Source organism: Streptomyces sp. NPDC051561 (assembly GCF_044454195.1).
GTDB lineage: Bacteria > Actinomycetota > Actinomycetes > Streptomycetales > Streptomycetaceae > Streptomyces.
This window is the reverse complement of sequence record NZ_JBITDM010000023.1, coordinates 4307-22852: the sequence shown is the minus strand read 5'-3', so window position 1 is coordinate 22852 and position 18546 is coordinate 4307. Positions and strand designations below refer to the sequence as shown.

The 18546-nt window shown below is 70.8% G+C and carries 17 protein-coding genes; 9 read left to right on the top strand and 8 right to left on the bottom strand.

All coding sequences use genetic code 11. The features are described from left to right. Positions 1–50: 50 nt before the first annotated feature. Together argS and ACIA73_RS34095 are read left to right on the top strand one after the other, a co-directional pair. Positions 51–1832: an arginine--tRNA ligase gene (gene argS, locus ACIA73_RS34100; protein ID WP_399442799.1), complete on the top strand. Its 1782-nt coding sequence runs from the start codon at positions 51–53 to the stop codon at positions 1830–1832. Between the two features lie 43 nt (positions 1833–1875). Beyond that, positions 1876–2313 (top strand): PPOX class F420-dependent oxidoreductase, encoded by a 438-nt coding sequence (locus tag ACIA73_RS34095; RefSeq protein ID WP_399442797.1) that lies wholly within the window; start codon positions 1876–1878, stop codon positions 2311–2313. 12 nt (positions 2314–2325) lie between these two features. On the opposite strand, the gene ACIA73_RS34090 is transcribed toward ACIA73_RS34095, so the two are convergent. Then, the gene (locus ACIA73_RS34090; protein WP_399442795.1) at positions 2326–3999 is read right to left on the bottom strand and encodes a helix-turn-helix domain-containing protein; all 1674 of its coding nucleotides are present in this window, start codon (positions 3997–3999) and stop codon (positions 2326–2328) included. Positions 4000–4220: 221 nt separating this feature from the next. On the opposite strand from ACIA73_RS34090, the gene ACIA73_RS34085 reads away from it, so the two are divergent. Next, positions 4221–4940 carry a DUF4232 domain-containing protein gene (locus tag ACIA73_RS34085; RefSeq protein ID WP_399442794.1) on the top strand — a complete coding sequence of 240 codons (720 nt, stop codon included), beginning with the start codon at positions 4221–4223 and terminating at the stop codon, positions 4938–4940. Here ACIA73_RS34085 and ACIA73_RS34080 read toward each other — a convergent pair. Continuing rightward, positions 4927–5370, bottom strand: coding sequence for an ATP-binding protein (locus ACIA73_RS34080; protein ID WP_399442793.1), 444 nt, complete (start codon positions 5368–5370; stop codon positions 4927–4929). The two genes, ACIA73_RS34085 and ACIA73_RS34080, sit on opposite strands and share 14 nt — an antisense overlap. Before the next feature lie 113 nt (positions 5371–5483). Between ACIA73_RS34080 and ACIA73_RS34075 the strand changes: the two genes are divergently transcribed. Continuing rightward, positions 5484–6317 (top strand): Scr1 family TA system antitoxin-like transcriptional regulator, encoded by an 834-nt coding sequence (locus ACIA73_RS34075; RefSeq protein WP_399442791.1) that lies wholly within the window; start codon positions 5484–5486, stop codon positions 6315–6317. Beyond that, positions 6314–6559, top strand: a complete 246-nt coding sequence (locus tag ACIA73_RS34070; protein ID WP_399442790.1) for a DUF397 domain-containing protein — start codon at positions 6314–6316, stop codon at positions 6557–6559. Before ACIA73_RS34075 ends, ACIA73_RS34070 begins: the two co-directional genes overlap by 4 nt. Positions 6560–6790: 231 nt before the next feature. Here the strand turns inward: ACIA73_RS34070 and hemB are convergent, their stop codons facing one another. Then, positions 6791–7783 (bottom strand): porphobilinogen synthase, encoded by a 993-nt coding sequence (gene hemB, locus ACIA73_RS34065; protein WP_399442789.1) that lies wholly within the window; start codon positions 7781–7783, stop codon positions 6791–6793. Positions 7784–7976: 193 nt separating this feature from the next. Here hemB and ACIA73_RS34060 point away from each other — a divergent pair, with 193 nt between their 5' ends. After that, positions 7977–8855 (top strand): ANTAR domain-containing protein, encoded by an 879-nt coding sequence (locus ACIA73_RS34060; protein ID WP_399442788.1) that lies wholly within the window; start codon positions 7977–7979, stop codon positions 8853–8855. A 104-nt stretch (positions 8856–8959) separates the two neighbouring features. On the opposite strand, the gene ACIA73_RS34055 is transcribed toward ACIA73_RS34060, so the two are convergent. The 5 genes from ACIA73_RS34055 to ACIA73_RS34035 all read right to left on the bottom strand — a co-directional run bounded on the left by ACIA73_RS34055 (position 8960) and on the right by ACIA73_RS34035 (position 14683). Then, positions 8960–10648: a uroporphyrinogen-III synthase gene (locus ACIA73_RS34055; protein ID WP_399442787.1), complete on the bottom strand. Its 1689-nt coding sequence runs from the start codon at positions 10646–10648 to the stop codon at positions 8960–8962. Beyond that, on the bottom strand, positions 10645–11619 hold the full coding sequence (gene hemC / locus ACIA73_RS34050; RefSeq protein WP_399442785.1) for a hydroxymethylbilane synthase: 975 nt from the start codon (positions 11617–11619) through the stop codon (positions 10645–10647). The genes ACIA73_RS34055 and hemC overlap by 4 nt, the downstream gene beginning before the upstream one ends. Beyond that, positions 11616–13193 (bottom strand): glutamyl-tRNA reductase, encoded by a 1578-nt coding sequence (locus ACIA73_RS34045; protein WP_399442784.1) that lies wholly within the window; start codon positions 13191–13193, stop codon positions 11616–11618. Before ACIA73_RS34045 ends, hemC begins: the two co-directional genes overlap by 4 nt. After that, on the bottom strand, positions 13190–13963 hold the full coding sequence (locus tag ACIA73_RS34040; protein ID WP_399442783.1) for a redox-sensing transcriptional repressor Rex: 774 nt from the start codon (positions 13961–13963) through the stop codon (positions 13190–13192). Before ACIA73_RS34040 ends, ACIA73_RS34045 begins: the two co-directional genes overlap by 4 nt. Before the next feature lie 441 nt (positions 13964–14404). Beyond that, positions 14405–14683 carry a glutaredoxin family protein gene (locus ACIA73_RS34035; RefSeq protein WP_399442782.1) on the bottom strand — a complete coding sequence of 93 codons (279 nt, stop codon included), beginning with the start codon at positions 14681–14683 and terminating at the stop codon, positions 14405–14407. A gap of 147 nt (positions 14684–14830) precedes the next feature. Here ACIA73_RS34035 and ACIA73_RS34030 point away from each other — a divergent pair, with 147 nt between their 5' ends. The 3 genes from ACIA73_RS34030 (at position 14831) to ACIA73_RS34020 (ending at position 18417) form a co-directional block, all read left to right on the top strand. Then, positions 14831–15793, top strand: a complete 963-nt coding sequence (locus ACIA73_RS34030; protein WP_399442780.1) for an HAD family hydrolase — start codon at positions 14831–14833, stop codon at positions 15791–15793. A 377-nt stretch (positions 15794–16170) separates the two neighbouring features. Beyond that, positions 16171–16956, top strand: coding sequence for an ECF subfamily RNA polymerase sigma factor, BldN family (locus tag ACIA73_RS34025; protein ID WP_399442779.1), 786 nt, complete (start codon positions 16171–16173; stop codon positions 16954–16956). 240 nt (positions 16957–17196) lie between these two features. Beyond that, positions 17197–18417, top strand: a complete 1221-nt coding sequence (locus ACIA73_RS34020) for a DUF5667 domain-containing protein (RefSeq protein WP_399442778.1) — start codon at positions 17197–17199, stop codon at positions 18415–18417. The last annotated feature ends 129 nt before the right edge of the window (positions 18418–18546 follow it).

Genomic DNA, 18546 nt, shown 5'->3' with positions numbered 1-18546 from the left:
AATACTCGGTGTCACAACTCCACGTAACCCCTCTATAGGAACGGCACCCCATGGCCTCGGTCCCTTCGCTCGCCTCGACCGTCAATCAGCGCCTCGCGGACGCGCTCTCGGCTGCCCTGCCGGACGCCGCCCCCGCGGACCCGCTGCTGCGCCGAAGCGACCGGGCCGACTTCCAGGCCAACGGGATCCTGGCCCTCGCCAAGAAGGCGAAGGCGAACCCGCGCGAGCTGGCGACCGAGGTGCTCGGCAAGCTCCCGGCGGACGACGCCACCATCAAGGAGATCGAGGTCTCGGGCCCCGGCTTCCTGAACATCTCGGTCAGTGACCGGGCGATCGTCGAGACCCTGGCCGCGCGCGCCGCGGACGACCGGCTGGGCGTCGCGTACAACGACGACGCCGGTACGACGGTCATCGACTACGCGCAGCCGAACGTGGCCAAGGAGATGCACGTCGGCCACCTGCGGTCCGCCGTGATCGGCGCCGCCATGGCCGAGGTGCTCGAATTCACCGGTGAGAAGGTCGTCCGGCGCCACCACATCGGCGACTGGGGCACCCAGTTCGGCATGCTGATCCAGTACCTGCTGGAGCACCCGTCCGAGCTGGACCACGGCGACGCCGCCGACGGCGAGGTGGACGGCGAGCAGGCCATGTCCTCCCTGAACCGGATCTACAAGGCGTCCCGCGTGCTCTTCGACTCCGACGAGGAGTTCAAGGCCCGCGCCCGGGACCGGGTCGTCGCCCTCCAGGCCGGTGAGCCGCAGACCCTCGCCCTGTGGCAGCGGTTCGTCGACGAGTCGAAGATCTACTTCTACTCCGTCTTCAACAAGCTGGACATGGAGATCGCCGACGCCGACATCGTCGGCGAGTCCGGCTACAACGCCATGCTCGAAGAGACCTGCCGGATCCTGGAGGACTCCGGCGTCGCGGTCCGCTCCGAGGGCGCCCTCTGCGTCTTCTTCGACGACGTCAAGGGCCCGGACGGCAACCCGACCCCGCTCATCGTGAAGAAGTCCAACGGTGGTTACGGATACGCCGCCACCGACCTCTCCGCGATCCGCAACCGGGTCGGCGACCTCAAGGCCAGCACCCTCCTCTACGTCGTCGACGTCCGCCAGTCGCTGCACTTCAAGATGGTCTTCGAGACCGCCCGCCGGGCGGGCTGGCTGACCGACGACGTCTTGGCCCACCAGCTGGGCTTCGGCACGGTCCTGGGCAAGGACGGCAAGCCGTTCAAGACCCGTGAGGGCGAGACGGTCCGGCTGATCGACCTCCTCGACGAGGCCGTCGAGCGGGCCACCACCGTCGTCCGCGAGAAGAACAACGAGAAGATCAACCTCTCCGAGTCCGAGATCGTCACCAACGGTGCGGACATCGGCATCGGCGCGGTGAAGTACGCCGACCTGTCGACGTCCGCCGCCCGCGACTACAAGTTCGACCTCGACCAGATGGTCTCGCTGAACGGCGACACCAGCGTCTACAGCCAGTACGCGTACGCCCGTGGCCGCTCCATCCTGCGGGATGCGGGCGACCGCAAGCCGGTGGCGCACCCGGAGCTCGAACTCGCCCCGGCGGAGCGGGCGCTGGGCCTGCACCTGGACCAGTTCGGCGAGGTCGTGGCGGAGGCGGGCGCCTCCTACGAGCCGCACAAGCTGGCCGCGTACGTCTACCAGCTCTCCTCCCTCTTCACCACGTTCTACTCCGAGTGCCCGGTCATCAAGCCGGCCCCGCCCCTCGAAGTCGCCGAGAACCGCCTCTTCCTCTGCGACCTCACCACCCGCACCATCCACCGGGCCATGGCCCTCCTGGGCATCCGCACGCCCGAGCGGCTCTGACCCCCTGGGCCGTGGTGCGGAACACGAGGAAAGGACGCGTCCCATGACCTTCAGCGCCCACGAACTCGCCTACCTCCGCTCCCAGCCCCTGGCCCGCCTGTCGACCGTGGCCCCCGACGGCCAGCCGGACGTGGTGCCGGTGGCGTTCGAGTTCGACGGGACGTACTTCTGGGTGGGCGGGGGCGGCGACTCCGTCCTCGCCACCCGCAAGTTCCGCAACGTCCCCGAGGACGGGGAGGCGCAGGTGGCGCTCGTCGTCGACGACCTGCCGTCGTTCGAACCGTTCACGGCCAGGGGCCTGCGGGTGTACGGGATCGCGCACGGCCCGTTCGCCCGGACCGGCGCGATGGGTCCGGGCCACTTCCTGCGGATCACGCCCACCCGTTCGTGGGCCTGGAACCTGGAGGGCGACGAGCCGGCCCCGGTCGGCGAGAGCTGGTACGAGTCCCGGTACGCGGAGCACTCGCGCCCGGCCGCCTGACCGGCCCCGCCCTCACCCCGTCTCGTCGAGCGGCTTCTCCCAGGCCGAGCTGCCGAGCGGATAGTTGAAGAGGGGCCGCCCCGCCGACCCGCTCGTACGGAACGGCTTCCCCCGGTTGTCGACCCGCTGCACGCCGTGCCGGTCGCCGCTGGACCACTCCAGCTCCAGGTACCAGCTGACGTCGTGCGCGCCGGCCTTCGCCTTCACGTAGAAGACCTCGGGGTCCGTCTCACTGATCTTGTACGGGAAGTCCCGCTGGCCCGCGTGCGGAACGGCGACGGGCCGCCCCGCGTCGAGATCCACCGCGAACGACTTGGTGTCGACGTTCCCGCCGCAGCCGACCCCGGCCGCGTACCGGTTCCAGGGCAGCGGCGCACCACTGCGCGCGACCCGCACGTGCAGCGCCTCCAGAACGACGGTCTCCTCGGACCGCCCCTGGAGGGTCAGCGCGACGAGCTGTTCGTCGGCCGAGACGGCCTTGAACGAGGCGGCCCAGCCCGGTGCGTCCTGCTCGCTCGGCGGCGGGGAGACCCGCTCCGGCGGGCTGTCCACGAGGAAGTACTGGCTGCACGGGCTCTCGTACACGAAGGGCCGTACGGCGGCGGAGAAGGGCACGGCGCTGCGGTCGGAGGCGCCGCTCGTGCCGCCGCCGCTCGTACCGTCGACACCCTTCCCGCGCGCCTCGCCCTTGCCGGGTTCTTCGACGGGCGGGGCCGAGGGCGTCCGGGGGCCGGATGGGGAGGCGGGCGGCGAGGTCGCCGGGGCGTCGTCGCCACCGCCGGGGCCGCCGGCGCGCTCGCCCGCCTGCGCACCGGGGTCCACGTCCGGCCCTGTCGCGGACACCGCACCTGTCCGGCCGCTGCCCGAACCCCCCTCTGCCGCCCCGCCGTTCAGCAGCGGTGTCACGAACACGACGGCGGCGACGGCAAGTACGGCCCCCGCCCCGATGAACACGTTCCGCCGCCGCTTGTGGCCGGCAGCGGTGATGCCGCCACCCGCGCCGGCCCCTCCGCGCGACGAGACCAACGGATCCCGCACGGAAGAGGCCTGCACGTCGGAGGCACCCTGCGCGTCGGGAGCGGCCTGCGCGTCGGGAGCGGCTCGCGCGTCGAAGGCGCCCTGCGCACCGGGCGCACCCTGCACACCGGCCCCCGCACCCGAGGCGGATCCCACACCTGGAGCGGCCCCACCGCCCGATGCGGACCCGGCGCCCGGTGCAGACTCGCCGCCCGGCCCGGACCCGCCGCCCGATGCGGACCCGCCGTCCGGCCCGGACCGCGTCAAAGGCACGGATGATCCGGTGTCCGGCACCGACCGGGAAGCCTCGGCGGCGAATCCGGTCTCCGGCACCTCCCCCGGCTCCTCGGCCGCAGCCTCACCGGCCCCCGGCCCGCCCGCCGCAGCCCCCTTCTTCCCTCGCCCCGCGTCCGCCTTGCCCCGCCCCGCGTCCGCCAGAATCCACAGCCTGTGTACGCGCACCATCTCGTCCGGCGTGGCCCTGCACAGCCTCGCCAGCCGCTCCACCGGGGCGAATTCCGTCGGTACGGCGTCCCCGTTGCAGTACCGGTGCAGTGTCGACGTACTCATGTGCAGCCGCTTGGCCAGCACCCCGTAGCTGAGGCCCGAACGGCCCTTCAGCTCGCGCAGAACCTCCGCGAGTTCGGCCGTTCCCTCGGTCTCGGACACCGCTCCCCATCCCATCCCGGCGTTCCAGGCACACCGCATCACCGCAGCTCAAAGCCGGTACGAACGTTCCAGCGTCCCGAACTCCCCGTCAGCTCTGGCCGCTGGGACGCCCTCTCGTACAAGCTCTGGGCATCAAAGCACGCCGCTCCCGGCACCCGGTCGAGCGGCCCGCTTCCCTTACCTGACGACCACGTCACGACCCACGGAAATGAGGACCTCCCATGTCCCTGCGCACCGCTCGCCCCGCCGCCCGCCTCTTCGTCGCCTCCGCCGCCGCGCTCGCCGCCCTCTCGCTCACCGCGTGCCAGAACGGGGACGGTTCGAAGGACGCGGGCCCCGCCGGCACCTCCTCCCCCGTCGCCGACGACAAGCCCGCCGCGTCCGGCACGCCCGGCACGCCCGGAGGCGAACCGCAGCAGGACACCCAGACGGGTACGCCCGGCAAGAGCACGGGCAAGGCCACCACCGGCACCACCACCGGTGCCGGCGGCAAGAGCGACAACAACGCCCCCGCGAACCGCGTCCGCTGCGACGCCTCGAACATCAAGGTCACCGCCCAGGTCGTGGCCCGCCCCCTCAACACCATGATCCTCACGGCCACCAACAACGGCACGAAGCTCTGCGACCTCTACTACGCCCCCGCCGTCCGCTTCGAGGGCGCCCAGTCCGTACCCCCGTCGATGAAGGACACCCAGCCGCAGGCCGTCGTCAGCCTGAGGCCGGGCCAGAGCGGTTACGCCGCCGTCAAGCTCTCCTCCCCCACGGGCACCCCGGACCCCGGCTACACCGCCAAATCCCTCTCCATCGGCTTCTACGACGCAGAACAGCGCAGCCTTGTCGCCTTCGCCCCGGCCCGCCTCCCCGCCAAGGGCGTCTACATCGACGGCAGCATCCGAGTCTCCTTCTGGCAGTCCGACCTGGACGCCGTCAACAGCCTCTGATCCTGTCGGCCCCTTCCCGCCCCCGCAGCCCGAACTCGCACCACACCACCTTCCCGGGCTCCCGCTCCCCGACCCCCCACTCATCGGCCACCAGCCCGACCAGCAGCAACCCCCGCCCGGACTCACACCCCAACTCGGGGCGGCCGACCACCACCCGGCCGCCCCCGCTGTCGTGCACCTCGACCCGCAACAGATCCCGCTCGGCCAGCACCCGCACCTGGAAACGCCGCCCCGGCGGCACCCCGTGCTCCACCGCGTTCGTGGCCAGCTCACTGACGCACAGCTGTACGTCGTCCACGAGGGCCCGCATCCCCCAGTCCTCCAGCACCCCACGCACGAATCCCCGCGCGGCGGCGACGGACCGGCGATCCCGGCGGAACAACTTCTCGCGCAGCAGCGGCAATTGAGCCGTCTTGGTTGTCTCGTTCACGGCACGAGAGTTGCGGAGAGTAACTACTGTGGAACACAGAGCGCGCCCGTACGGATTTTTCGTACGGGCGCGCACGGGGTCGAGTCCCGCACGACATGGGGAGCTTCATGAGCATGAGTCCCGGTAGGCGCCCACGGAAGAACGCGTCCGCGATGAGGATGCTCGGCAAACAACTCAGCGCGGCCCGGCACGCCGCCGGTTACACCCAGCGCACCCTGTCCGAGCACGACGAAGTGCCGGTCGACGAGGAGACCATCGCCTCCATGGAGCAGGGCAGGCGGCTCCTCAAGCCCGACCTCGCCGAGATCTTCGACCGCGTCCTGGACTGCAAAGGCACGCTGAGCGCGGGCGTCGACAACCTGCCCGAGGTGGACCAATTTCCGCTCTTCGCCGAGAAGTTCATGGAGCAGGAGCAAGAGGCGATCACCATGTCGCTGTACGCCAACCAGGTCTTCCCGGGCCTGCTCCAGTCGGAGCCGTACGCCCGCAGCGTCTTCCGCAGCCGCGTCCCCGGCTACACCCCGGAGAAGATCGAGTCCCTCACCACGGCCCGCATCGAGCGCCACAAGGTCCTGCACGGCGAGGAACCGCCGGAGGTCAGTTACGTCATCTGGGAGCCGGTATTTCACCTCGCCCTGAGCGGGGGCCGGACCCAGCACCGGGAGCAGTTGCTCCACGTCCGCGCCTGCATGGACCTGACCAACGTCACAGTCCAGGTCCTGCTGCTCGAATCCACCGAACACGCAGGCCTCAACGGCCCGTTCGTCCTCATGGAAACCCCTGAGCACCAGCACGTCGCCTACACCGAGACCCAGCGTGGCAGCCTCTGGGTGTCCGATCCCAACGAGGTGTCCATCCTTGCCAGCAAATATGCAATGCTGCGATCACAGGCCCTCACGCCCAAGCAATCCCGGGTCTGGCTGGACGGACTGCTGGGAGAAGCATGAGCACCGCACTGCACTGGTTCAAGTCGAGCTACAGCGGCGATGAGGGCGGCGAGTGCGTCGAACTCGCCTACGACTGGCGCAAGTCGAGCCACAGCAGCCCCGAAGGGCACGACTGCGTCGAAATCGCACCCCACCCCACCGCCATCCACATCCGCGACTCCAAGAACCCCACCGGCCCCACCCTCACCGTGGCCCCCGCAGCCTGGGCCGCCTTCACCCCCACGCTCCAAAGCCCCCGGTAGCCCCCTTGGGCGGCAGGGCCGCCCTCCCCGCCATACCGCCACCCCCTTGGGCGACGGGGCCGCCATCCCCGCCATACCGCCACCCCCTTGGGCGGCGGGGCCGCCCCCCGGGGGCGAGTGGGGCATCCCCTGCTCGAACGGAGTTGAGAGCTTGGGGAAGGGCGGGCAAGGGGGCGGCCCCCGACGGAGTCGCACCCCACCCACCCCGGGCCCACCCCGCCCCCGCCAAGCTCAGCGCAGCAACCGCGCCGCCTCCACCGCCCAGTACGTCAGGATCATCTGCGCCCCCGCCCGCTTGATCCCCGTCAGCGTCTCCAGAATCGCCCGCTCCCGCTCGATCCACCCCTTCTCAGCAGCGGCCTCGACCATCGAGTACTCGCCGCTGATCTGGTACGCCGCCACCGGCACATCCACCTCACGCGCCACATCCGCCAGGATGTCCAGGTACGGACCGGCAGGCTTGACCATCACCATGTCCGCCCCCTCCTCCAGATCCAGCGCCAGCTCCCGCATCGACTCACGACGGTTGGCCGGGTCCTGCTGGTACGTCTTGCGGTCGCCCTTCAGCGAGGACCCGACGGCCTCCCGGAACGGCCCGTAGAAGGCGCTCGAATACTTCGCGGTGTACGCCAGGATGGCGACGTCCTCCCGCCCGATCCCGTCCAGCGCGTCACGTACGACACCGATCTGGCCGTCCATCATTCCGCTGGGCCCGACCACATGGGCGCCCGCGTCCGCCTGCACCTGGGCCATCTCCGCGTACCGCTCCAGGGTCGCGTCGTTGTCCACCCGGCCCTCGGAATCCAGCACTCCGCAGTGCCCGTGATCCGTGAACTCGTCCAGGCACAGATCGGACATCACGACCAGGTCGTCGCCGACCTCCTCGCGCACCGCGCGCAGCGCGACCTGAAGGATTCCGTCCGGATCGGTACCCGTGGTTCCGGCCGCATCCTTCTTCTCGTCAGTGGGCACACCGAAAAGCATGATTCCGGAGACCCCGGCCTCCACCGCCTCGGCCGCCGCCTTCCGCAGGGTGTCCAGCGTGTGCTGGTACACCCCGGGCATCGCGGAGATCGCCACGGGCTCGCTGATCCCCTCCCGTACGAACGCGGGCAGGATCAGGTCGGCGGGGTGCAGCCTGGTCTCGGCAACCAACCGGCGCATCGCGGGAGTGGTCCGCAGCCGCCGCGGCCGGGCACCGGGAAAGGATCCATACACAGTCATGGCACAACGCTACGCCCGCCCCGCAGGCCCCTTTGCCGACACGGTGCCGGTCCTGGCAGCAGGATCCGACGGGTGCCCCGGGTGTCGCCTCCCCCGCCCCATGTGGTGAGCTGAAGGGTCGTACCGCACCACCCGCACACAGGATCCACACCCTCCTACCCGACCAACCGCCCCCGACCCGAAGGGACATATCGTGACGGACCAGATCGACCCGCCGCACCACTCGGAACAGGCGGAGCCCACCGAGATCGGCCTGCTGCGGGCCGAACTCCGCAACCTGCGCGCCCGCGCCCACACCCACCCGCTGATTTCCCAGGCCCAGGGCATCCTCCAGGAGCGCTACCGGCTGCCCGACGGAGAATCCGCGTTCGCCCTGCTCCAGCGTGCCTCCCAGCAGCACAACGTGCGGATGCGGACGCTCGTCGAGGCGGTCGTGCGCAGCCCACAGCCGGAGTCCGCGAACGGCGCACTGTGGTTCCCGCGCCGGGCCAGGCTGCCCGCCCCGCGCCTGTCCTACGAGACGGCCCCGCAGCGCACCGGCGAGGACTCCAACCAGGGCACCGTGCTGCGCTCGGTCCTCAGCCAGCTGCTCGCCGTCACCGACACCGGCATGGGCAACGTACAGCTGCCCGACCGGGTGCGCGGCGGCCTGCGCCTGGAGCACCACACCGGTCTCTCCGAGGACTTCGTGGACTTCTTCGCGTATGTCGGCGAAAGCGGCACCTCCTGCTCGCTGGCCGCCCGCAACGTCGCCCAGGTCACCGTCAAGGACGTGGAGTCCGACCCGGTCTTCGACGAGGCCTCCCGCCGGGCGATCCTGGCGGCGGGCAGTGCCGCCTGCCACAGCGCACCCCTCACCAACGCCTCCGGTGTCTGCGTCGGCATGATCTCCGCGCACCTCGACCACAAGGTGCAGAACATCACCGAGGTCCAGCGAAAGGCGCTCGACGACCTCGGCTCACAGGCCGGCCAGTGGCTCAGCTGGTACAACCGCACGGTCCTGCTCGACGCCCTGGAGTTCCTGCACGCCCTGGGGGTCCGCCACCGAGGCACCCCGGTCAGACGCCGCTGACCGGCCCCGGCGCCGTACCGGCCAAGAAGCACGGAGAGGGCGGGCCGGGGAAAATCCCCGGCCCGCCCTCTCCGTACGAACAGCTCACACCGCGAAGCCCACCGCTACGTCGTGCGACGCCTCCGCGACCCCGGCCGCCGCTCACTCGGCCTGGCCACGTGCTCGCCCGCCTCGATCGCCGCCGCCCGGCGCGCGGCACCGAACTCGGCCAGCGCCTCCGCCAGTCTGCTCACCGAAGGCTCCGGCGACAGCACGTCCACCCGCAGCCCGTGCTCCTCGGCCGTCTTGGCCGTGGCGGGACCGATGCACGCGATGACGGTCACGTTGTGCGGCTTCCCGGCGATGCCGACCAGGTTCCGCACGGTGCTCGACGAAGTGAACATGACGGCGTCGAAGCCACCGCCCTTGATCGCCTCACGGGTGTCGGCCGGCGGCGGCGAGGCCCGCACGGTCCGGTAGGCGGTGACGTCGTCGACCTCCCAACCGAGCTCGATCAGCCCGGCGACCAGCGTCTCCGTCGCGATGTCCGCGCGCGGCAGGAAGACCCGGTCGATCGGGTCGAAGACCGGGTCGTACGGCGGCCAGTCCTCAAGGAGACCGGCCGCGGACTGCTCCCCGCTGGGCACCAGGTCAGGCTTCACACCGAACTCGACCAGCGAGGCGGCGGTCTGCTCGCCCACCGCCGCGACCTTGATCCCGGCGAAGGCGCGCGCGTCGAGCCCGTACTCCTCGAACTTCTCCCGCACCGCCTTGACCGCGTTCACCGAGGTGAAGGCGATCCACTCGTAGCGTCCGGTGACCAGGCCCTTGACGGCCCGCTCCATCTGCTGCGGGGTGCGCGGCGGCTCCACCGCGATGGTCGGCACCTCGTGCGGCACGGCACCGTACGAACGCAGCTGGTCGGAGAGCGACGCCGCCTGCTCCTTCGTACGCGGCACGAGCACCCGCCACCCGAAGAGCGGCTTCGACTCGAACCACGACAGCTGCTCGCGCCGGTCAGCGGCACCGCGCTCGCCGACCACGGCTATGACGCTCTGGTGGCCCTCCGGGGAGGGGAGCACCTTGGCCTGCTTGAGGACCTGGGCGACCGTGCCGAGCGTCGCGTTCCAGGTGCGCTGGCGGGTGGTCGTACCGGCGACGGTGACCGTCATCGGGGTGTCGGGCTTGCGCCCGGCCGAGACCAGCTCACCGGCGGCGGCGGCCACCGAGTCGAGCGTCGTGGAGACCACGGCCGTCGCGTCGCTCGCGCCGACCTCGCTCCAGCACCGCTCGTCCGCGGTACGGGCGTCCACGAAGCGCACATCGACACCGGCCGCGTCCCGCAGCGGCACACCCGCGTAGGCGGGCACACCGATCGCGGTGGCGACACCGGGGACGACCTCGAAGGCGACACCCTCCGCGGCGCAGGCGAGCATCTCCTCCCCGGCGTTCCCGTCCAGGCCGGGGTCACCGGAGACGGCACGGACGACCCGCTTGCCGTTGCGCGCGGCCTCCATGACAAGATTGACCACGACCTTGGACGACATCGGCGTCCGGATCGCGGGTGTGCCCACGGTTACTGACGCGTCGTCAACTACCGCGAGCTGGGGCGTGCTTACGCCCGCCTTCGCATGAGCGCGTACGACGTCGAGCACAGCCGGCTCGGCGATCAGTACGTCCGCGCTCGACAGCGCCTCGACGGCGCGCAGTGTCAGCAGGCCCGGATCACCGGGGCCGGCACCTAGGAAGGTGACGTGGCCAGGTGCGGAGAACACCGAGGACGTCGAGGATGCAGAGGTGGTGGTGGGGCTCAAAGTGCTCGCTCCCCCATAAGACCGGCCGCACCCTTGGCGAGCATCTCGGACGCGAGTTCGCGCCCCAGAGCCTCCGCGGCGTGGTGCGACGTGGGTACGGGACCGGTAGTGGACAGCTGCACCAGCTCGGCGCCGTCGGTCGAGCCGACAACACCCCGCAGGCGCATTTCATTGACAATCTGCCCGTCAATCAACAAGTCGGCCAGGGCACCAACAGGCGCACTGCAACCGGCTTCCAGAGCGGCGAGCAGAACTCGCTCCGCCGTCACGGCGTACCGCGTGAGCGGGTCGTCGAGAGCGGCGAGCGTGGCGGCGAGGCCGGCGTTGACCGCCGCGCACTCGATGGCCAGTGCCCCCTGGCCGGGGGCGGGCAGGACGAGATCGGTGTCGAGGAACTCGGTCACCTCGTCCACCCTGCCGATCCGGCGGAGCCCGGCGGCGGCGAGAACCACCGCGTCCAGCTCGCCGTTTCGTACGTATCCGACCCGGGTGTCGATGTTCCCCCGGATCGGCACAGTGGTGATGTCCAGGCCGTGACTGCGGGCGTACGCGTTCAGCTGCGCCATCCGGCGCGGAGAACCCGTACCCACCCGGGCACCCTGGGGCAGCTCGGCGAAGGTCAGCCCGTCCCGCGCCACCAGCACGTCGCGCGGGTCCTCGCGGACCGGCACGGCGGCCAGCGTCAGGTCGTCGGGCTGCGCGGTCGGCAGGTCCTTGAGCGAGTGGACGGCGAAGTCCACCTCGCCCCGCAGCAGCGCGTCACGCAGGGCGGTCACGAAGACCCCCGTGCCGCCGATCTGCGCGAGCTGCTCCTTCGACACATCGCCGTACGTGGTGATCTCGACCAACTCGACCTCGCGGCCGGTCAGTTCGCGCACCGCGTCCGCGACGTGCCCGGACTGGGCCATGGCGAGCTTGCTGCGCCGGGTCCCCAGCTTCAGGGCCGTGGTGGCCTTAGCGGCTTCAGTCATGCCCGCCCTCTCTTCGCGCTCTCGGCACCGGTGGTGTCGTTGAGGTCTTCCTGGGTGCTCTGGATGCTCTGGATGCCCGGCGTGCCGGGCGGCAGCTCGGCCGTGGGCCGGTCGGCCCGGCTGACGGCGGCGACCGTCTGCGGGTCGAGGTCGAACAGCTCGCGCAGCGCGTCCGCGTACCCGGCGCCGCCGGGCTCACTGGCGAGCTGCTTGACCCGTACGGTCGGCGCGTGCAGCAGCTTGTCCACCACCCGCCGTACGGTCTGGGTGATCTCGGCCCGCTGCTTCTCGTCGAGTCCGGGCAACCGGCCCTCCAGCCGCGCCACTTCCATGCTGACCACGTCGGCGGCCATGCTGCGCAGTGCGACGACGGTAGGCGTAATCTGCGCGGCCCGCTGGGCGGCGCCGAAAGCAGCCACCTCTTCCCCGACAATTCCCCGCACCCGGTCCACATCCGCCGCCATCGGCGCATCCGCCGAAGCGTCGGCCAGCGACTCGATGTCCACCAGACGTACGCCGTCGAGGCGGTGCGCGGCACCGTCGATGTCCCGGGGCATCGCGAGGTCGAGCAGCGCCAGGGTGACGTCGCGGCCCTCGGCCCCGACCGGCTTCGGCGCCCGCACGGAATGCGCGGCCAGCTCCCCGTTGTCGGCCCAACTTGCGTGCAGTTCGAGCGAGTTGGGGTCAGGTTCGGTGCGCATCTGCGGTACGTGGCCGGGCTCGGCCGCCTTGGCGGCCTCGGCGTCCACGCCCAGCGCGGCAGCCACGTCCTCCACGGTCAGCACCAGTCCGGTCGCCCCCGTGCAGGAGACGGCGACGTCGACTCGTGTCAGCTCCTCGGCCACCGCGTCCATCGGCACCGCCCTCGCGGCGCCCCCGGACTGGTTCAGGATCTCCGCCAGCCGCTCGGCGCGCTCGCCGGTGCGGTTGGCGACGACGACCTCGGCGACCCCGACCCGTACCAGCGTCGCGGCGGCCAGCGAGGACATCGAACCCGCGCCGATCACCAACGCCCGCTTGCCCCGGGCCCATTCGGCCACCGGAGCCCCGGCGGCCAGCTGCTCCAGACCGAAGGTCACCAGCGACTGACCGGCCCGGTCGATCCCGGTCTCGGAGTGCGCCCGCTTGCCGACCCGCAGCGCCTGCTGGAAGAGGTCGTTGATCAGGCGGCCCGCGGTGTGCAGTTCCTGCCCGAGCGCCAGCGCGTCCTTTATCTGCCCGAGGATCTGCCCCTCGCCGACCACCATCGAGTCCAGCCCGCACGCCACCGAGAAGAGGTGGTGGACGGCCCGGTCCTCGTAGTGCACATACAGATAAGGAGTGAGCTCCTCCAGCCCCACCCCGCTGTGCTGGGCGAGCAGCGTGGACAGCTCGGCGACACCCGCGTGGAACTTCTCCACGTCCGCGTACAGCTCGATGCGGTTGCAGGTGGCAAGCACCGTCGCTTCCGCGGCGGGCTCGGAGGCGAGGGTGTCCTGGAGCAGCTTCGCCTTCGCCTCGGCGGAGAGCGAGGCACGCTCCAGCACGCTGACGGGGGCACTGCGGTGGCTCAGCCCGACGACCAGAAGACTCATGCCGGCATCACCGCGGGCACGTCCCCGTCGGGTCCCTTCCGGTTCGCGGCGGTCTCGGCGGCCGGGCGGGCGGAGGGCGGCAGCACGGCGGCCGCGGCCTCCGCGGCGTCGCCGGCCTTGCGCTGCTCGTGGAAGGCCAGGATCTGGAGCTCGATCGACAGATCCACCTTCCGTACGTCCACGCCTTCCGGCACCTGGAGAACGGTCGGCGCGAAGTTCAGGATGGAGGTCACACCGGCGGCGATCAGCCGCTCGCTCACCTGCTGGGCAGCGCCGGCCGGGGTCGCGATGACCCCGATCGAGACGCCGTTCTCAGCGATGATCTTCTCCAGCTCGTCCGTGTGCTGCACGGCGATCCCGGCGACCGGCTTGCCCGCCATCGCGGGGTCGGCGTCTATCAGCGCCGCCACCCGGAAACCACGGGAGGCGAACCCTCCGTAATTGGCCAGTGCCGCACCGAGGTTACCGATACCGACGATGACCACGGGCCAGTCCTGGGTCAGGCCCAGCTCGCGCGAGATCTGGTAGACGAGGTACTCGACGTCGTACCCGACGCCCCTGGTCCCGTAGGACCCCAGGTACGAGAAATCCTTCCGCAGCTTCGCGGAGTTGACCCCGGCGGCAGCTGCCAGCTCCTCCGACGAAACCGTCGGAACGGAACGCTCGGAGAGCGCCGTGAGGGCGCGCAGATACAGCGGAAGTCGGGCGACGGTGGCCTCGGGAATGCCTCGGCTACGGGTCGCCGGTCGGTGATTTCGGCCAGTTGCCACGGTGCTCCTGCGGGATGAGCGGGGCTGCAGGCGGCCGTATGTCCCAAGACCGCCCCGTCGCCTTGCAGGCTATGTCTTTGTGAACGCGTGCACAAAGATTGTGCCCGTTTTGTCCCACCAAAGTGACCGGCGTCACGACCCACCCCACCCCTCCGGGGAACCATCCCCCACCCCCTTTCGTCCCACTCTGCCGCCCCTCCCACCCCCGTCAGCCCCCTTGGACAGCGGGACCACCCACCCCTCCCACCCCCGTCAGCCCGCTTGGACGGCGGGACCACCCGCCCCTCCCCACCCCCGTCAGCCCGCTTGGGCGGCGGGGCCCCCCGGGGGCGGAACGGGCGGGCAAGGGGGCGGCCCCTCACGGAGTCGCCACCCTTGCCGTCCCGGCCCACCCCGGCACCCCACCCCCGCCCTACGCCCCACCGCCCCCCAACCCCTTCCTCAGCCTCCTCCCAGCTCCCTCCTCAACCTCCCCCCGTCCACCTTCCAGAACGTGAACCTCTCCCCATCCACCAGCACCACCGGAATCTGCTCCCAGTACTCCGCGTACAACTCCTCATCCACCGAAATATCCCTCTCCTCCCACCGCACCCCCATCTCCCCGCACACCGCTTCGACGACCCCCCGTGCGTCATCACACAGATGACACCCCGGCTTGCCGATCAACGTCACCACCCGCTCGGACGCGGGCACCTTCTTCCTCCGGAACAAACCACTCATCCCCCCATCATGGCCGCCCCCTGCGCACCCCCACCCGCCGTCTCTCCACCCTCACCCCGCCCCCGGTAACAACCCGGACGCGAAGAGTTCACGCCCCCGCATCCCTCCCGCTCGGAACGCCCCGAACAGAATGGCTATGCTCACGACATGGCCGCACTGGGATGGCTCACCCCCCGTAGGCGCTCCGCGACCGCACGGAGCGTGCTGGCGGGCGAGGCTGCAGCCGAAGCAGCACGCAAGTCCGCAACCGAACTCGAAGCGCTGGAAGCGGCCCGCGCCGCCGAGAGCGCCGCCCCGGACGAGGCCGAGCCCACCGCGCCCGAGTTCCCCGTCCCGGGCGACACCAAGGCCGCCGCCTTCTTCGACCTCGACAACACCGTCATGCAGGGCGCCGCGATCTTCCACTTCGGGCGCGGCCTCTACAAGCGGAAGTTCTTCGAGCGCCAGGAACTGGCCCGCTTCGCCTGGCAGCAGGCCTGGTTCCGGCTGGCCGGCGTCGAGGACCCCGAGCACATGCAGGACGCCCGCGAGAGCGCCCTGTCCATCGTCAAGGGCCACAAGGTCTCCGAGCTGATGACCATCGGCGAGGAGATCTACGACGAGTACATGGCCGAGCGCATCTGGCCCGGCACCCGCGCCCTCGCCCAGGCCCACCTGGACGCCGGACAGAAGGTCTGGCTGGTCACCGCCGCCCCCGTCGAGACGGCCACGATCATCGCCCGCCGCCTCGGCCTGACCGGCGCGCTGGGCACCGTCGCCGAGTCCCACGACGGCATCTACACCGGCCGCCTGGTCGGCGAGCCCCTGCACGGCCCCGCGAAGGCCGAGGCCGTCCGCGCCCTGGCCACCGCCGAGGGCCTGGACCTCAACCGCTGCGCCGCCTACAGCGACAGCCACAACGACATCCCGATGCTCTCGCTGGTCGGACACCCGTACGCGATCAACCCGGACGCCAAGCTCCGCAAGTACGCCCGCGAGCGCGACTGGCGGCTGCGCGACTACCGGACCGGTCGCAAGGCCGCCAAGGTCGGCATCCCGGCCGCGGCCGGCGTCGGCGCCCTCGCGGGCGGCACCGCCGCGGCCCTCGCGCTGCACCGCCGCCGCCGCTGAGCCTCCGCTTCGTACGAACAAGGGCCGGGCGCACCCCACTTCACGGGGCGCGCCCGGCCCTTCGCCGTACAAGCAGCCAATCCACATGGCTTACCCGCCGCCCCGCTCCGCCAGTCCTCTTCCCTGCACTCGGGCACAACAGAACCGGCAAGCAGACAGATCGCGCTCCAATTCGATCAACAAGTGGTCACTAACTGCTACTTGATACGCCGCGTAGACGTAACAGAAGAGACGGAAACGGTGATTTGAGCAACTGGGTGTAGCGCTGCCTGTACGAAGCGTTATTCTCCTCAGACGCATTCCGGAACCCATTCATCAGCACCACGAGTGACAAGTCCGGTACTGCACGTGATGGAAGCTCTGCCTCTGGGAGTCCCGTGTACCCACACGTCGGGGTTGACGCCTCGGGCCTGGCTACGCTGCGCGCAACGGTCGTCGACCGTCTACGCGGCTTCGTCCCCACCGCGTACGCCGTCCCCGCCTTTGCTACCCCTGTACCTGTCGGCCCTTGCTATGCCCTGGCCGACGGCGCCGCCGCCGTCGGCAGACGTAGCCGTGGCGCCGCCAGCTCGGGCACCGGCACGTCCACCGTCCGTCGGCCCACCGCCGACAGCGACAGCGCGCGCATGATGGAACTCGTCGAGCGCGCCCAAGGAGGCGAGGCCGAGGCTTTCGGCCGCCTCTACGACCAGTACAGCGACACGGTCTACCGCTACATCTACTACCGCGTCGGCGGAAAGGCGACGGCAGAAGACCTGACCAGCGAGACGTTCCTGCGCGCCCTGCGGAGGATCTCCACCTTCACCTGGCAGGGCCGCGACTTCGGCGCCTGGCTGGTCACGATCGCCCGGAATCTGGTCGCGGACCACTTCAAATCGAGCCGATTCAGGCTCGAAGTGACCACCGGCGAAATGCTCGATGCCAATGAGGTCGAGCGCAGCCCCGAGGACTCCGTCCTGGAGTCCCTCTCCAACGCGGCTCTCCTGGAAGCCGTCCGGAAGCTGAATCCTCAGCAGCAGGAGTGCGTCACACTGCGCTTCCTGCAAGGGCTCTCGGTCGCCGAGACCGCTCGCGTCATGGGCAAGAACGAGGGTGCCATCAAGACCCTCCAGTACCGGGCCGTCCGCACTTTGGCCCGCCTGCTCCCCGACGACGCCCGATGAGCGTCGCGAGCCACGCCGGGTGACCGTTCGATCACCGGCTGTCGAAGAACGACATCTTCGGCAGTCGGATCATCTTTCGTCCGTAACCCAAGTGCCCAACGGCTCGTTGTGCGGAATGCAGGCTCCCTGCGGTCGCGCCATGCCCGCAGCCACTCACTCCATCGTGTGGATTCGCTCATGGCGTGCAACCTTCCGGACCACCCGGGGAGTCGATCGTCATGACGAGAGGAGGTGCCGCCAGTGATCGCGAATGTATCGGCGCACCGGCGGGCCAACGCCTTCGCCCAGGCCCTGGAGGATCAGGAACTCCGGGGCACGGCGGCCGAACAGCCCGAAGGTACGGCCGGAGCAGCCGAAAGGCCTGCTGACCAGGGAGCACTACTGTCCCTGGCCACAGGTCTGGGCGGCCTGCCCGCACCCGAGATGGACCCCGAGGTCAAAGTGGTGCAACGAGCACAGCTCGTCGCCGCCATGGAGGCCATGCTGCTGGAGGGCACCGCGGGAGCACCCGCAGGCCCTCAGGTGCCCGAGCCGCGGACGGGACGTGGGGCCCACCGGGCCCGCGCGCTCCGGAAGCTGCGCCCCCGCTCCCGCTGGACCAAGGGTCTCGCGGCGGGCGGACTCACCGTCGGTGTGGCGGCCGGAGCCTTCGGCGGCGTAGCCGCCGCCAGCTCCAACGCCCTCCCCGGTGATTCGCTGTACGGGCTCAAGCGCGGCATGGAAGATCTGAAGCTCACCATGGCGGGCGACGAGTCCGACCGGGGTCAGATCTATCTCGACCAGGCGTCCACCAGACTCCAGGAGGCCCGACGCCTCATGGACCGGGGCAAGGCAGCCGACCTCGACCACGAGCAACTGGGCGAAGTACGGCGCACATTGAACGGGATGAAGCACGACGCCAGTGAGGGCCACCGGCTCCTCTACGAGGCGTACGAGAGAGACGGGAACATCGGCCCCATCCAGGCGCTGACGGCCTTCTCCCAGTCCCACCGCGACACCTGGAGCAATCTGCGCAATCTGCTCCCCGCCCAACTCGGCGACGTCGGCTCGCAGGTGAGCTCGGTCTTCGACGCCATAGACCAAGAAGTCCGCCCGCTCCAGTCGCTGCTGCCCAAACTGCCGCAGTCCGACCAGAAGCCGGCCGCCCCGGGCACCCACAAGGACCGCCCAGGGACCCCGCACCAGAAGGACGGGACCCGCCCCGGCGTCGCTCCCGGCACCACCCCCGGCTCCCCGCACCAGGGCCGGCCGGGCTCCCCGCCCCCCGCGTCCTCCGACGGCGAGCCGTCCGAGGGCCTGATCGGCGGAGCGGGCGACCTGCTCGACCCGCCCCCCGCCAACAAGCCGGCCTCGCCCGCCCCGGGCAAGTCCACCAAGCCGACCGTCCCCGACGTCACCATCCCGCCCATCCTCCCGGACGTACTCCCGGGCCTGGGCATCGACGGCGAGGACATCAGGTAGCGGTAACCGCAGTGGGGGGGGGGGGGGGGGGGGGGGGGGGGGGGGGGGGGGGGGGGGGGGGGGGGGGGGGGGGGGCCGCCGCGCCGCGGGCGGCGGGGGGGGGCCCGCGCCCCCCACCAACCCAGCCCC

Coding starts and splice junctions, on each gene's coding strand:
- hemC (WP_399442785.1), bottom strand. CDS start 11,619: ATGACTGAAGCCGCTAAGGCCACCACGGCCCTGAAGCTGGGGACCCGG.
- ACIA73_RS34030 (WP_399442780.1), top strand. CDS start 14,831: ATGGCCGCACTGGGATGGCTCACCCCCCGTAGGCGCTCCGCGACCGCA.
- ACIA73_RS34070 (WP_399442790.1), top strand. CDS start 6,314: ATGAGCACCGCACTGCACTGGTTCAAGTCGAGCTACAGCGGCGATGAG.
- ACIA73_RS34045 (WP_399442784.1), bottom strand. CDS start 13,193: ATGAGTCTTCTGGTCGTCGGGCTGAGCCACCGCAGTGCCCCCGTCAGC.
- hemB (WP_399442789.1), bottom strand. CDS start 7,783: ATGACTGTGTATGGATCCTTTCCCGGTGCCCGGCCGCGGCGGCTGCGG.
- ACIA73_RS34075 (WP_399442791.1), top strand. CDS start 5,484: ATGAGTCCCGGTAGGCGCCCACGGAAGAACGCGTCCGCGATGAGGATG.
- ACIA73_RS34095 (WP_399442797.1), top strand. CDS start 1,876: ATGACCTTCAGCGCCCACGAACTCGCCTACCTCCGCTCCCAGCCCCTG.
- ACIA73_RS34085 (WP_399442794.1), top strand. CDS start 4,221: ATGTCCCTGCGCACCGCTCGCCCCGCCGCCCGCCTCTTCGTCGCCTCC.
- ACIA73_RS34035 (WP_399442782.1), bottom strand. CDS start 14,683: ATGAGTGGTTTGTTCCGGAGGAAGAAGGTGCCCGCGTCCGAGCGGGTG.
- argS (WP_399442799.1), top strand. CDS start 51: ATGGCCTCGGTCCCTTCGCTCGCCTCGACCGTCAATCAGCGCCTCGCG.